Here is a 13,212-nt window from a genome sequence, read left to right as displayed (position 1 = left end):
GGGGGCACGTCCTTCGAGCGGCCAGATACCCTTGAGGGCAATCTGTCCGCCTGCCCCCGACACCGAGGATCCGCGACCGCCGTGTTCGATACCCTCTCCGACCGCCTTGCAGCGACATTCAAGAACCTCCGGGGCAAGGGCCGCCTGTCCGAGGCGGACATCGACGCCACCGCGCGCGAGATCCGGATCGCCCTCCTCGAGGCCGACGTCGCGCTGCCCGTCGTCCGGGCCTTCATCAAGCAGGTCAAGGAGCGGGCCGCCGGCGCCGAGGTCTCCCAGGCGCTGAACCCCGCCCAGCAGGTCATCAAGATCGTCAACGAGGAGCTCATCGGCATCCTCGGCGGCGAGACCCGGCGCCTGCGGTTCGCCAAGACCGCGCCCACCGTGATCATGCTCGCCGGTCTCCAGGGCGCCGGTAAGACCACCCTCGCCGGAAAGCTCGGCCTCTGGCTCAAGAGCCAGGGCCACTCCCCGCTGCTCGTCGCCTGCGACCTCCAGCGCCCCAACGCCGTCACCCAGCTCGGTGTCGTCGCCGAGCGCGCGGGCGTGGCGTTCTACGGCCCGCAGCCGGGCAACGGCGTCGGTGACCCGGTCCAGGTCGCGAAGGACTCGATCGAGTACGCGCGGACCAAGATGTACGACGTCGTCATCGTCGACACCGCCGGCCGCCTCGGCATCGACCAGGAGCTGATGCAGCAGGCCGCGGACATCCGCGACGCCGTCAGCCCGGACGAGGTCCTCTTCGTCGTCGACGCCATGATCGGTCAGGACGCGGTCAACACCGCCGAGGCCTTCCGCGACGGCGTCGGCTTCGACGGCGTCGTGCTCTCCAAGCTCGACGGCGACGCCCGAGGCGGTGCCGCGCTCTCCATCGCGCACGTCACCGGCCGCCAGATCATGTTCGCCTCCAACGGCGAGAAGCTGGACGAGTTCGACGCGTTCCACCCGGACCGCATGGCGTCCCGCATCCTCGGCATGGGCGACATGCTCTCGCTCATCGAGAAGGCCGAGCAGACCTTCAGCCAGGAAGAGGCCGCCAAGATGGCCTCCAAGCTGGCGTCCAAGAAGGGCCAGGAGTTCACGCTCGACGACTTCCTCGCCCAGATGGAACAGGTCCGCAAGATGGGCTCCATCTCCAAGCTGCTCGGGATGCTCCCCGGCATGGCGCAGATGAAGGAGCAGATCAACAACATCGACGAGCGGGACGTCGACCGCACGGCCGCGATCATCAAGTCGATGACGCCGGGCGAGCGCCAGGACCCGACCATCATCAACGGCTCGCGCCGCGCCCGTATCGCCAAGGGCTCCGGCGTCGAGGTCAGCGCGGTCAAGGGGCTCGTCGAGCGCTTCTTCGAGGCCCGCAAGATGATGTCCCGCATGGCCCAGGGCGGCGGCATGCCGGGCATGCCCGGCATCCCGGGCATGGGCGGCGGCCCCGGCCGTCAGAAGAAGCAGATCAAGCAGGCCAAGGGCAAGCGCAAGAGCGGCAACCCGATGAAGCGCAAGGCCGAGGAGGAGGCCGCCCAGGCCCGCCGCGAGCAGGCGCAGCAGGGCGGGGCGTTCGGCCTCCCGGCGCCCGGGCAGAACCCCGGCGACTTCGAGCTGCCGGACGAGTTCAAGAAGTTCATGGGCTGAGCAGGTTCCCGAAGGGGCCCGGAGCGGTGTGAAACCGCTCCGGGCCCCTTTTCACTCCTTCACCCCGCCTGACATGCCGGGATCGTCCGGCCTTTCGATACTGGGGGCCGGGCCCGACCGTCGGTGTGAGGAGAGCAGCGTGCCCAACTCCGTACCTCCGCGCGACCGGACCGATCAGCCCTGGCGCTCGGAAGGGGCACCGCCGCCGCAGCCGCCGAAGAGGAAGATGCCCGGCGGGTGGGGTGGGCTCGTCCTCGCCGCCCTGGTCGTCTACCTCATCGCCAACCTCGTGCTGTCGTTCTTCAACCGGGGCGACGAGCCGACGATCTCGTACACCGAGTTCAGCAGGCAGGTGAACGCGGGCAACGTCACCAAGATCTACTCCAAGGGCGACGCCATCCAGGGCGAGCTGAAGAACAAGCAGCCGCTGCCCAACGGGGACAAGGGCGACTACTCCAAGTTCGTCACCCAGCGGCCCGCGTTCGCCGACGACGAGCTCTGGAACGAGCTGACCGCGAAGGGCGTCACGGTCACCGCCGAGCCCGTCGTCCAGGAGCGCAGCTTCCTCGCCAACCTGCTGATCGCGCTCGCGCCGATGCTGCTGCTCGTCGCGCTGTGGATCTTCATCGCCCGCCGGATGAGCGGGATGGGCGGGGCGGGCGGCATGCTCGGCCGCAAGGCCCCGCCCAGACCCGTCGAGCTCGAAGCCGGCGTCCGGCGCACCACCTTCGAGGACGTCGCCGGGATCGACGAGGTCGAGGGTGAACTCAACGACGTCGTCGACTTCCTGAAGAATCCCACCGCATACCGCGACATGGGTGCCAAGATGCCGCGCGGCGTGCTCCTCGCGGGACCGCCCGGCACCGGCAAGACCCTCCTCGCCCGGGCGGTCGCCGGGGAGGCCGGCGTGCCGTTCTTCTCCGCCTCCGCGTCGGAGTTCATCGAGATGATCGTCGGCGTCGGGGCCTCGCGGGTCCGCGAGCTCTTCGCCGAGGCACGCAAGGTGGCCCCGGCCATCGTCTTCATCGACGAGATCGACACCATCGGCCGCGCGCGGGGCGGCGGCTCCGGCATGGGCGGCCACGACGAGCGCGAACAGACCCTCAACCAGATCCTGACGGAGATGGACGGCTTCACCGGCTCGGAGGGCGTCATCGTCCTCGCCGCGACCAACCGCGCCGACGTGCTCGACCCGGCGCTCACCCGGCCCGGCCGCTTCGACCGGATCGTGCACGTGAACCCTCCCGACCGCGGGGGCCGCGAGGCCATCCTCAGGATCCACACCCGGGACATCCCGCTCGCCCAGGACGTCGACCTGGTCCAGGTCGCCCGGACGACTCCGGGGATGACCGGCGCGGAACTCGCCAACCTCGCCAACGAGGCCGCGCTCCTGGCCGTCAAGCGGCAGCAGAAGGCGGTCACCGCGTCCGACCTGTCCGACGCCCTGGAGAAGGTCCAGCTCGGCGCCGAGCGGCCGCTGGTGATGCCGGAGGAGGAGCGGCGCCGCACCGCGTACCACGAGAGCGGCCACGCCCTGCTCGGGATGCTCCAGCCCGGCGCGGACCCGGTCCGCAAGATCACGATCGTGCCGCGCGGGCGCGCTCTCGGCGTCACGCTCTCCACGCCGGACGCCGACAAGTACGCGTACACCGAGGAGTACCTGCGCGGCCGGATCATCGGCGCGCTCGGCGGCATGGCCGCCGAGCAGGTCGTCTTCGGAGTCGTCACCACGGGCGCGGAGAGCGACCTGGAGCAGGTCACCAACATCGCCCGCGGCATGGCGGGCCGCTGGGGCATGAGCGAGCGCGTCGGCCGCCTCACGGCCATCCCCGGGGACGCGCAGCAGGCGTACGGCCTCTCGGCGGCCCCCGCGACCCTCGACATGGTGGCCGAGGAGATGCGCCGGATCGTCGACGAGTGCTACGAGAGCGCCGTCCGCCAACTCCGTGAGAACCGCGAGAAGCTCGACGCCCTGGCGACCGCCCTCCTGGCGAACGAGACCCTGGAGGAGGCCGCCGCGTACCGCGCCGCGGGCATCACCCGCCTGAACAAGGACTCCTGACGCACGGCCCGTGCCGACGGGCTCCTCCGGCCGGTCGCCCGGCACGGGCCCCGGTCCAGTGCGGGCCCGGAGCCCTGGCCCCGGACATCGGTCGGTCGCCCGTCCCGGGCGCCCGGGGCCCGTCCGTGCCGGGCGGCGCCGAGTCCGCCGAGCAGGCACTGCTCGGCGGGGGCGGTGACGTCGGCGAGGGAGGTGGCCTCCAGGGCTCGGGCCTCGGCCTTGGCGGTGGCGGCGGACTCGACGGTGGTGCCCTGCCCGGAGCCGCGTCCGGACCGGCGGCCGGTCCTGGGCGGGCCGGAGGGCGGCCGCGCCTCGCCCGGTGAGGGCTACCGCACCCGGGCGATCAGGTAGCGGAAGACGTTCGGCATCCAGACCGTGCCGTCGTGGCGGACGTACGGCTGCAGAGCCTCCGTGATCTCCTTCTCGACCTGGTCCGGGTCCGTCGCGCGGATCGCCGCGTCGAAGTCGCCCGTCGAGACGAGGCCCCGTACCGCGCTGTCCGGGTCCGCGTAGCCGAACGGGCAGGACACCCGGCCCGAGCCGTCCGGCTTCAGACCCGCCCGCGCCACCACGTCCTCCAGGTCGTCGCGGAACGCCGGACGCCAGCCCGTCAGCCGCGCCGCGACCTTCAGCACCGATGCCGTCGCGCACCGCTCGGGCGGCCCCCAGCCCGCCAGTACGACGGCCGCACCCGGTTGGGCCAGATGGGTGACGCCCGCGAGGTCCCGCCCCCGTTCCGCCGAGGCGTGGAAGGCCGTGATCACGTCGAACGGCTCGTGGGACACAGAGCCGACGTCCGCCGGGCCGCCCTCGACGACCGTGTGCCCCGTCTCCTCCCGAATCCGCTCGCGCGCCAGCTCCACGCGCGCGTGGTCCCGGTCCACGCCGGTGACCCGCGCGCCGCGCGAGCCCGCGATCAGCAGCGCGAGGCCCGATCCGCAGCCGAGCCCCAGGACCCGTGAGCCGGGGCCCACCTCGAGCCGGTCGTACACCGCCTCGTAGAGCGGTACGAGCATGCGTTCCTGGATCTCGGCCCAGTCGCGCGCGGGGTGGTGCGGGACGAGCGTAGGTGTCATGGAAAGCGCCCCAATCAGTGCCTGGTCGACAGCCCCCGTGAAGCAGGTGCCCGCATCCCCCGTATGTCAGGGAACTGCCGATCCGTGCCCGCGTCCAGTGCTCGCGCCGCACCACTTCCCCTTCGGGGAGGGGGCGGTGCGCCGACTTGACGCCCGAACCGGTACTGTCCGTGCATCGACCCCCGGGGCGCGTACACCACCTCTACGCGCCGGGGCGTATGCGCCGCTACGCACCACCTTGACGCGAGCTGCGCGGCTTCTCCGCAGTTCGACGCACTGACCCTCGTCCGGACACATCAAGGGCAACTGACGGGTACGTGCAAAATATTTGGGATGCCCCGGAATGGAACCCGGGAGCGCGTCGGCTCGTTGTACGCGACGTGAGCACGACACCACCTGTTCTCGCCGCAGAGCTGGCACAGGCGTGGGCCGACATTCAGCGGCACCACCCCGAACTGCCCGATCTTGCCGCGCCCGAGTCCCTGATCGGAGAGTCGTCGTCCGCCTGCGGCGCCGAGCTCTCCTTCGAACGGCTGCTCCACGAGGCAGTCCACGGCATCGCCGCCGCCCGAGGTGTCCGCGACACCTCACGCGCCGGCCGCTACCACAACCGCAGATTCCTGGCGATCGCCGAGGAGATGGGCCTGGACCACCCCGAGGAGCCGCACGCCAGCAGCGGCTTCTCCCTGGTCACGCTCAACCCCGAGGCGAAGCGGCGGTACAGGCCCACGATGGAGCGGCTGCAGCGGGCCCTCAAGGCCCACACCGTCGCGACGGCCTCGGACACCAAGCGCTCCTTCCGCGGCCCCGCCGCCCGCCACGGCTCCTCCGGCGGCGGAGTGCGCGTGAAGGCCGTCTGCGACTGCGGCCGCAACGTGCGCGTGGTCCCCTCGGTGCTCGCCCAGGCCCCGATCGTCTGCGGAGGCTGCGGCAAGCCCTTCCGTATCCCGGAATCGGTGGGCGCGGCCGGCTGACCCCTGACCCGCCCGGGTCAGGGGCGCCACGGGCGTGTGGCACAATGGCTAGCTGTACTCGACAGTCGCACAGGACCCCTCTCTCCTCCGGCTGACGCGTCCATCGGGCACCCGAGTACCGCAACCCCACGTGGCATCTCATGTGCCCAACCACGTCAAGACCAGGAGACACCACTCCAGTGGCAGTCAAGATCAAGCTCAAGCGCCTCGGCAAGATTCGCCAGCCGCACTACCGCATCGTCGTCGCCGACTCCCGCACCCGCCGGGACGGTCGTGCGATCGAGGAGATCGGTCTGTACCACCCGACGTACAACCCGTCGAAGATCGAGGTCGACTCGGACCGCGCGCAGTACTGGCTGTCCGTCGGCGCCCAGCCGACCGAGCCGGTCCTCGCCATCCTGAAGCTCACCGGCGACTGGCAGAAGCACAAGGGCCTCCCGGCCCCGGCGCCGCTGCTGCAGCCGGCGACGAAGGAGGACAAGCGCGCCTCCTTCGACGCGTTCGCCAAGACCCTCGAGGGCGACGACGCCAAGGGTGAGGCCATCACCCCGAAGGCGAAGAAGGCCGACAAGAAGGCGGACGAGGCCGAGGCCGCGTCCACCGAGTCGACCGAGGCCTGAGCATGCTCGAGGAGGCTCTCGAGCACCTCGTGAAGGGCATCGTCGACAACCCCGACGATGTGCAGGTCGCCTCGCGCAACCTGCGCCGTGGCCGCGTGCTGGAGGTCCGGGTCCACCCCGACGACCTCGGCAAGGTGATCGGCCGCAACGGCCGCACCGCACGTGCGCTGCGTACCGTCGTGGGCGCCATCGGCGGCCGTGGCATCCGTGTCGACCTCGTCGACGTGGACCAGGTCCGCTGAAGCAAGTTGGACACACCGGCACGGGCCGGGGAGGGCCTTCGGGTCCGCCCCGGCCCGTCGTCGTCGGACAGGAGAGAATGAAGTCGTGCAGCTGGTAGTCGCGCGGGTCGGCCGCGCCCACGGCATCAAGGGCGAGGTCACCGTCGAGGTACGGACGGACGAGCCCGAGCTGAGGCTCAGCCCCGGAGCGGTCCTGCTCACCGATCCCGCCTCCGCGGGACCCCTGACCATCGAGACCGGCCGCGTCCACAGCGGTCGCCTGCTCGTCCGCTTCGAGGGCGTACGCGACCGGAACGGCGCCGAGGCCCTGCGCAACACCCTGCTCATCGCCGACGTCGACCCCGACGAGCGGCCCGAGGAGGACGACGAGTACTACGACCACCAGCTCATGGACCTGGACGTCGTGCTCGCCGACGGCACCGAGATCGGCCGGATCACCGAGATCTCCCACCTGCCGTCGCAGGACCTCTTCATCGTCGAGCGGCCCGACGGCACCGAGCTGATGATCCCCTTCGTCGAGGAGATCGTCACCGAGATCGACCTGGAGCTGCAGCGGGCCGTCATCGCGCCCCCGCCCGGGCTGATCGACGACCGCGCCGAGATCGCCTCCTCCCGCGATTCCGACGAGCCCGGCGAAGCCGCCGGGTCCGCCGAGTCCGGCGGGTCCCGCGACTCCCGCGAGGAAGAGTCCTGATGCGGCTCGACGTCGTCACGATCTTCCCCGAGTACCTGGAGCCGCTGAACGTCTCCCTGGTCGGCAAGGCACGCGCGCGTGGACAGCTCGACGTCCACGTCCACGACCTGCGGGAGTGGACCTACGACCGGCACAACACGGTCGACGACACGCCCTACGGCGGCGGCCCCGGCATGGTCATGAAGACCGACCCCTGGGGCGACGCCCTGGACCAGACCCTCGCCGACGGCTTCGAGGCCGGCGCCCACGGACCCGTCCTGGTCGTCCCCACGCCCAGCGGCCGCCCCTTCACCCAGGAGCTCGCCGTCGAGCTCTCCGAGCGTCCCTGGCTGATCTTCACGCCGGCCCGCTACGAGGGCATCGACCGGCGGGTCGTGGACGAGTACGCGACCCGGATGCCCGTCTACGAGGTCTCCATCGGCGACTACGTCCTGGCCGGCGGGGAGGCCGCCGTCCTGGTCGTCACCGAGGCCGTGGCGCGGCTGCTGCCCGGCGTCCTCGGCAACGCCGAGTCGCACCGGGACGACTCCTTCGCCCCCGGCGCCATGGCCAACCTCCTCGAAGGCCCCGTCTACACCAAGCCCCCCGAGTGGAGGGGCCGTGCCATCCCCGACGTACTCCTCAGCGGGCACCACGGGAAGATCGCCCGCTGGCGCCGCGACGAGGCGTTCCGGCGGACGGCGGCGAACCGGCCGGACCTGATCGAGCGCTGCGACCCCTCCGCCTTCGACAAGAAGGACCGGGAGATGCTCTCCCTGCTGGGCTGGGCCCCGGAGCCCGGCGGCCGATTTTGGCGCAGGGCCGACGCCGTGGAAGAATAGGCCGCTGCTGTGTGTCCGACGAGCGCCCCTGCCACAGGGGGACGACGCCCGCCCGGTACGCACGGCGCTTCACCGTCTTCTTCGAACGTTCCGCTGATGACCTGTGGCATCGGCGAGGAAAGAGACCACCATGGCCTCCCTGCTCGACTCGGTCAACGCGGCTTCGCTCCGCTCCGACCTCCCCGCCTTCCGTCCCGGCGACACCGTGAACGTCCACGTGCGCGTCATCGAGGGCAACCGCTCCCGTATCCAGCAGTTCAAGGGTGTCGTCATCCGCCGCCAGGGTTCGGGCGTCAGCGAGACCTTCACGGTCCGCAAGGTCTCGTTCTCCGTCGGCGTCGAGCGCACCTTCCCGGTGAACAGCCCGATCTTCGAGAAGATCGAGCTCGTCAGCCGCGGTGACGTTCGTCGCGCCAAGCTCTACTACCTGCGTGAGCTGCGCGGCAAGGCTGCCAAGATCAAGGAGAAGCGCGACAACTGAGCTCCGGCTCACCGTTCGCGCGGGGCTTCGGAGCACTGACTCACAGGGTGGCCGGATAGGCTCTGCCCTCGATGGACACCGAAGCACAGCACACGGAGCGCGACCGCTCCTCCGAGACGGAGGAGCGGTCGCGCTCCGCGCGTATATCCGGGCCGGGTCGGTCCAGATGGTCCTGGCGCCGTACGGGGGTCCTCGGCGGCGTCTGTGTTCTCTTCCTGCTGCTCCTCAGTCACTTCGTGCTGCAGCCCTTCCTGATCCCCAGCCGCTCGATGGAGCCGACGCTCCAGGTAGGGGACCGGATCCTGGTGAACAAGCTGGCGTACCGGTTCGGCGACCAGCCCCGCCGCGGGGACGTCGTCGTCTTCGACGGCACCGGATCGTTCCTCCAGGAGGTGCCCGAGGAGAATCCGGTCACCGGGCTCCTGCACGGCACCGCCGCGGCCCTCGGCCTCGCCGAGCCCGCCGAGACCGACTTCGTGAAGCGGGTCGTGGGCGTCGGCGGCGACCGCGTCGTCTGCTGCGACGCGAACGGCCGGCTCACCGTCAACGGCACTCCCGTCGAGGAGTGGTACGTCCAACTGGGCGACGCGCCGTCGAAGGTTCCCTTCGACATCGTCGTACCGCAGGGCACCCTGTGGGTGATGGGCGACCACCGCAGCCAGTCGAGCGACTCCCGCGACCACCTCGGTCAGCCGGGCGGCGGCGTGGTGCCCGTCGAGCAGGTGATCGGCCGCGCCGACTGGATCGGCTGGCCCTTCGGCCGCTGGTCCGGTGTGCCGGAGACCGGCGCCTTCGAGGGCGTACCCGCTCCCGCGGCAGGCGGTCATGGGTAACCGCGGCAGGGCGGCCGGGCACCGCGCCGACACCCCGCTGCCCACCGGCACGCGGCCCACCGTGAGCGGCCGTCCGATGCCCGGGCGGGCGGAGCGGCGCAGGCTCGCCCGCAAGGTCAAGCGCCGGCGGCAGCGCTCGGCCGTCAAGGAGATCCCGCTCCTCGTCATGGTCGCGGTGCTGATCGCGCTCGTCCTGAAGACCTTCCTGGTCCAGGCGTTCGTCATCCCGTCCGGCTCGATGGAACAGACGATCCGGATCGACGACCGCGTCGTGGTCGACAAGCTCACCCCCTGGTTCGGCTCCACCCCGCAGCGCGGTGACGTCGTCGTCTTCAAGGACCCCGGCAACTGGCTCCAGGACGCCGGGCCGCCCGCCGACGACCCGGTCGGCGTCAAGCAGGTCAAGCAGGCCCTGACGTTCATCGGACTGCTGCCGTCGGCCGACGAACAGGACCTGATCAAGCGGGTGGTGGCCGTCGGCGGCGACACCGTCGCCTGCTGCGACAAGGACGGGCGGGTCACGGTCAACGGCGTACCGCTCGACGAGCCGTACCTGCACCCCGGCAACGAGCCTTCGAAGATCAAGTTCAAGGTGACGGTGCCCCAGGGCCGGATCTTCGTGCTGGGAGACCACCGCTCGGACTCCGCCGACTCGCGCTTCCACCTGGAGGAGAAGGACCAGGGGACGATCTCCGTCGACGACGTCGTCGGCCGCGCGGTGGGCATCGTCTGGCCGGTGAGCCACTGGCGGCGCCTGGAGGAGCCGGACACGTTTGCGGCCGTACCGGACGGTCGTTCGGGAGCTGTGTCCGCCGGCGGTGTGTCGCATAGTGTGTCTTCGCGGAATCTGAACGGATTGCCCTGGCTCCCGACCCCTGCGGAACTCCCGCTCGTTATGGGAGTGGTGGGCCTGTCCCTGTTCTGGGGCGGGCATATGCACGGACTGAGGAGTGGATGTGGGGGATGTGGCCGTCGGCGCACGATCCGGACACGACGATCCCGAGGAGAGGCCCGAGCGCCTCGCCGAGTCGTCGGTGGCCATGAGGGATGACTCCGGTGGCCGGTCGGACGCCGACCCCGAGGACGGCGCGGCCGAAGCCGACGGCACCGGACAGGGCGGCGAGGCCGGCGAGGACGGGGACACCGACGACGCTCCCAGGAAGCCGCGTTCCTTCTGGAAGGAACTGCCGCTGCTGATCGGCATCGCGCTGCTGCTGGCGCTGCTGATCAAGACCTTCCTGGTGCAGGCGTTCTCGATCCCCTCGGACTCGATGATGAACACGCTGCAGCGTGGCGACCGGGTCCTGGTGGACAAGCTGACCCCGTGGTTCGGCTCCGAGCCGGAGCGCGGCGAGGTCGTCGTCTTCCACGACCCGGGCGGCTGGCTGGAGGGCGAGCCCACCCCCGACCCGAACGTGCTCCAGGAGTTCCTCTCCTTCATCGGCCTGATGCCGTCCGCCGAGGAGAAGGACCTGATCAAGCGGGTCATCGCGGTGGGGGGTGACACGGTCTCCTGCAAGGAGGGCGGCAAGGTCATCCTCAACGGCAAGGCGCTGGAGGAGACCTCGTACATCTACCCCGGCTCCTCGCCCTGCGGTGACAAGCCCTTCGGGCCGATCACCATCCCCAAGGACAGCATCTGGGTGATGGGCGACAACCGGCAGAACTCGCTGGACTCCCGCTACCACCAGAACCTCGCCGGCGGCGGCACCGTCCCGAACGACCAGGTCGTGGGCCGCGCCGTCTTCGTGGCCTGGCCGGTCACCCGCTGGTCGACGCTGCCCGTGCCGGAGACCTTCGCCCAGCCGGGGCTCAGCCAGGCGCTGGCCGTCGCCCCCGGTGCGGCCGGTCTGGCCGGCGCGCTGCCGCTGGTGCTGTGGCGCCGGAAGAGGCTCACCGTTCGGCGTACCGCCGAGTAGGGGCGCCCGGGTAGGGTGCCGTCCCAGATCGTCGAACCGACCTTCGAGGTGGGGAGCGCTGGGATGAGCGGAAACATACGTACGGAAGGCGGCCGCGGCCGCCTCGGCAGCGTGCTGTCGGGGCTGGTCGTGGCCGTCGGCTGTGTGCTGTTCCTCGGCGGCTTCGGCTGGGGAGCCGTGGTCTACCAGCCGTACAGCGTGCCCAGCGACTCGATGACGCCGGCCCTGGCCGTCGGGTCGAAGGTCCTCGCGCAGCGGATCGACGGCGACGAGGTACGGCGCGGCGACATCGTGATCTTCAACGACCCGCTCTGGGGCGACGTCCCCATGGTCAAGCGGGTCGTCGGCGTCGGCGGCGACACCGTCGCCTGCTGCGACAAGGACGGGCGGCTCACGGTGGACGGCAAGCCGATCGAGGAGCCGTACACCAGGCCCGGCGCCCCCGCCTCGGGGCAGAAGTTCTCCGCGGCCGTGCCGGAGGGGAAGCTCTTCCTGCTCGGCGACGAGCGCCACAACTCCCTCGACTCCAGGACCCACCTGGAGGAGGCGGGTCACGGCTCGGTGCCGAGCTCCGCGGTCACCGCGCGGGTGGACGCCGTCGCCTGGCCCGGGACGGAGCTCGTGGAGCGTCCCACCGCCTTCGCGGCGCTGCCGGGCGGGGTCTCGGAGCGCGGCCCGGTCGAGCCGCTCTTCTACGCGATCGTCGGCGGGTGTGTACTGATCCTTGCCGGGGCCGCGTACGGCCCGGTGGCGCGGCTGGTGGGCGGACGGTCCGCGGGCCGCCGGGGAGACCGGTCGCAGGGCAGGGAGACGGTGGACGCGTGACGGGTGGAGGCGGAGCCCACGTGACGAGTGGAGACGGTGGCCGCGTGGCGGGTACGGAGGGCCCGGCCCGTGGATCGGACCGGTTCGGGCTCGGCGGGCGGGAGCTGCGCCGGGTGGCGCGGGTCGTTCTGCTCGACCCCGACGACCGCATCCTCCTCATGCACGGGTACGAGCCGGAGGACCCGGCCCAGACCTGGTGGTTCACGCCCGGTGGCGGTCTGGAGGGCGACGAGACCCGGGAGGAGGCGGTGCTGCGCGAGCTGGCCGAGGAGACCGGGATCACGGACGTCGAACTGGGTCCGGTCCTCTGGCAGCGGCTCTGCTCGTTCCCGTTCGACGGACGGCGCTGGCACCAGGACGAGTGGTACTACCTGGCACGAACCAGGCAGACCGTGACGGCCCCGGGCGGCCTCACCGAGCTGGAGCAGCGCAGTGTCTCGGGGCTGAGGTGGTGGACCTCCGCCGAACTGTCGGCGGCGCGTGAGACGGTGTACCCGACCAGACTCGCCGAGCTGCTGCACAGGCTGCTCGACGAGGGACCGCCGAGTTCACCGGTGGTGCTCGCCCCGGAAATCGCTTAACGGTACGAGCGGCTGGCGCACAATAGGTGGACGCACGGCTGAAGGGGAACATGCCATGAGCGCCGAGGACCTCGAGAAGTACGAGACCGAGATGGAGCTGAAGCTCTACCGGGAGTACCGCGATGTCGTCGGGCTGTTCAAATACGTGATCGAGACCGAGCGTCGCTTCTACCTCACCAACGACTACGAGATGCAGGTGCACTCGGTCCAGGGCGAGGTGTTCTTCGAGGTGTCCATGGCCGACGCCTGGGTCTGGGACATGTACCGGCCGGCCAGGTTCGTCAAGCAGGTTCGCGTCCTCACGTTCAAGGACGTGAACATCGAGGAGCTCAACAAGAGCGACCTGGAGCTCCCTGGCAGCTGATGCCGCGGCCCGGTGTGATCCACCCGGACGAGTGACGAGGTTTTCCACAGGCGCTCGGTCGTCCACCGGCCCGCACACGGAACGT

15 protein-coding genes are annotated in these 13,212 nt (G+C 70.8%); 14 read left to right on the top strand and 1 reads right to left on the bottom strand.

Annotated features, from left to right (window positions below; all coding sequences use genetic code 11):
* Positions 1-81 precede the first annotated feature (81 nt).
* On the top strand, positions 82-1,635 hold the full coding sequence (gene ffh, locus ACF1G2_RS12465) for a signal recognition particle protein (RefSeq protein ID WP_391798242.1): 1,554 nt from the start codon (positions 82-84) through the stop codon (positions 1,633-1,635).
* 139 nt (positions 1,636-1,774) lie between these two features.
* Positions 1,775-3,697, top strand: a complete 1,923-nt coding sequence (gene ftsH, locus ACF1G2_RS12460) for an ATP-dependent zinc metalloprotease FtsH (RefSeq protein WP_391798241.1) — start codon at positions 1,775-1,777, stop codon at positions 3,695-3,697.
* Positions 3,698-4,023: 326 nt separating this feature from the next.
* Here the strand turns inward: ftsH and ACF1G2_RS12455 are convergent, their stop codons facing one another.
* Positions 4,024-4,773 (bottom strand): class I SAM-dependent methyltransferase, encoded by a 750-nt coding sequence (locus ACF1G2_RS12455; RefSeq protein WP_391798240.1) that lies wholly within the window; start codon positions 4,771-4,773, stop codon positions 4,024-4,026.
* A gap of 380 nt (positions 4,774-5,153) precedes the next feature.
* Here ACF1G2_RS12455 and ACF1G2_RS12450 point away from each other — a divergent pair, with 380 nt between their 5' ends.
* The 12 genes from ACF1G2_RS12450 to ACF1G2_RS12395 all read left to right on the top strand — a co-directional run bounded on the left by ACF1G2_RS12450 (position 5,154) and on the right by ACF1G2_RS12395 (position 13,127).
* Positions 5,154-5,747, top strand: coding sequence for a hypothetical protein (locus tag ACF1G2_RS12450; RefSeq protein ID WP_391798239.1), 594 nt, complete (start codon positions 5,154-5,156; stop codon positions 5,745-5,747).
* Positions 5,748-5,926: 179 nt separating this feature from the next.
* Positions 5,927-6,367, top strand: a complete 441-nt coding sequence (rpsP, locus tag ACF1G2_RS12445; RefSeq protein ID WP_260227749.1) for a 30S ribosomal protein S16 — start codon at positions 5,927-5,929, stop codon at positions 6,365-6,367.
* Between the two features lie 2 nt (positions 6,368-6,369).
* Positions 6,370-6,609, top strand: a complete 240-nt coding sequence (locus ACF1G2_RS12440) for an RNA-binding protein (protein WP_005311361.1) — start codon at positions 6,370-6,372, stop codon at positions 6,607-6,609.
* An 85-nt stretch (positions 6,610-6,694) separates the two neighbouring features.
* Positions 6,695-7,303 (top strand): ribosome maturation factor RimM, encoded by a 609-nt coding sequence (rimM, locus tag ACF1G2_RS12435; protein WP_391798238.1) that lies wholly within the window; start codon positions 6,695-6,697, stop codon positions 7,301-7,303.
* Positions 7,303-8,124 carry a tRNA (guanosine(37)-N1)-methyltransferase TrmD gene (gene trmD / locus ACF1G2_RS12430; protein WP_391798237.1) on the top strand — a complete coding sequence of 274 codons (822 nt, stop codon included), beginning with the start codon at positions 7,303-7,305 and terminating at the stop codon, positions 8,122-8,124. The genes rimM and trmD overlap by 1 nt, the downstream gene beginning before the upstream one ends.
* A gap of 130 nt (positions 8,125-8,254) precedes the next feature.
* Positions 8,255-8,605, top strand: a complete 351-nt coding sequence (gene rplS, locus ACF1G2_RS12425) for a 50S ribosomal protein L19 (RefSeq protein WP_315893860.1) — start codon at positions 8,255-8,257, stop codon at positions 8,603-8,605.
* Positions 8,606-8,676: 71 nt separating this feature from the next.
* Positions 8,677-9,438 (top strand): signal peptidase I, encoded by a 762-nt coding sequence (gene lepB / locus ACF1G2_RS12420; protein ID WP_391798236.1) that lies wholly within the window; start codon positions 8,677-8,679, stop codon positions 9,436-9,438.
* Positions 9,431-10,489 (top strand): signal peptidase I, encoded by a 1,059-nt coding sequence (gene lepB, locus ACF1G2_RS12415; RefSeq protein ID WP_391798235.1) that lies wholly within the window; start codon positions 9,431-9,433, stop codon positions 10,487-10,489. Before lepB (ACF1G2_RS12420) ends, lepB (ACF1G2_RS12415) begins: the two co-directional genes overlap by 8 nt.
* Positions 10,404-11,357: a signal peptidase I gene (gene lepB / locus ACF1G2_RS12410; protein ID WP_391798560.1), complete on the top strand. Its 954-nt coding sequence runs from the start codon at positions 10,404-10,406 to the stop codon at positions 11,355-11,357. The genes lepB (ACF1G2_RS12415) and lepB (ACF1G2_RS12410) overlap by 86 nt, the downstream gene beginning before the upstream one ends.
* Before the next feature lie 63 nt (positions 11,358-11,420).
* The gene (gene lepB / locus ACF1G2_RS12405; protein ID WP_391798234.1) at positions 11,421-12,182 is read left to right on the top strand and encodes a signal peptidase I; all 762 of its coding nucleotides are present in this window, start codon (positions 11,421-11,423) and stop codon (positions 12,180-12,182) included.
* A gap of 44 nt (positions 12,183-12,226) precedes the next feature.
* Positions 12,227-12,763, top strand: coding sequence for an NUDIX hydrolase (locus ACF1G2_RS12400; RefSeq protein WP_391798559.1), 537 nt, complete (start codon positions 12,227-12,229; stop codon positions 12,761-12,763).
* 55 nt (positions 12,764-12,818) lie between these two features.
* Positions 12,819-13,127, top strand: a complete 309-nt coding sequence (locus tag ACF1G2_RS12395; RefSeq protein WP_005311352.1) for a DUF2469 domain-containing protein — start codon at positions 12,819-12,821, stop codon at positions 13,125-13,127.
* Positions 13,128-13,212 lie beyond the last annotated feature (85 nt).

Source organism: Streptomyces sp. NPDC013457 (assembly GCF_043089925.1).
GTDB lineage: Bacteria > Actinomycetota > Actinomycetes > Streptomycetales > Streptomycetaceae > Streptomyces.
The sequence above is the reverse complement of the archived record's forward strand: the minus strand, read 5'-3'. Positions and strand labels throughout refer to the sequence as shown.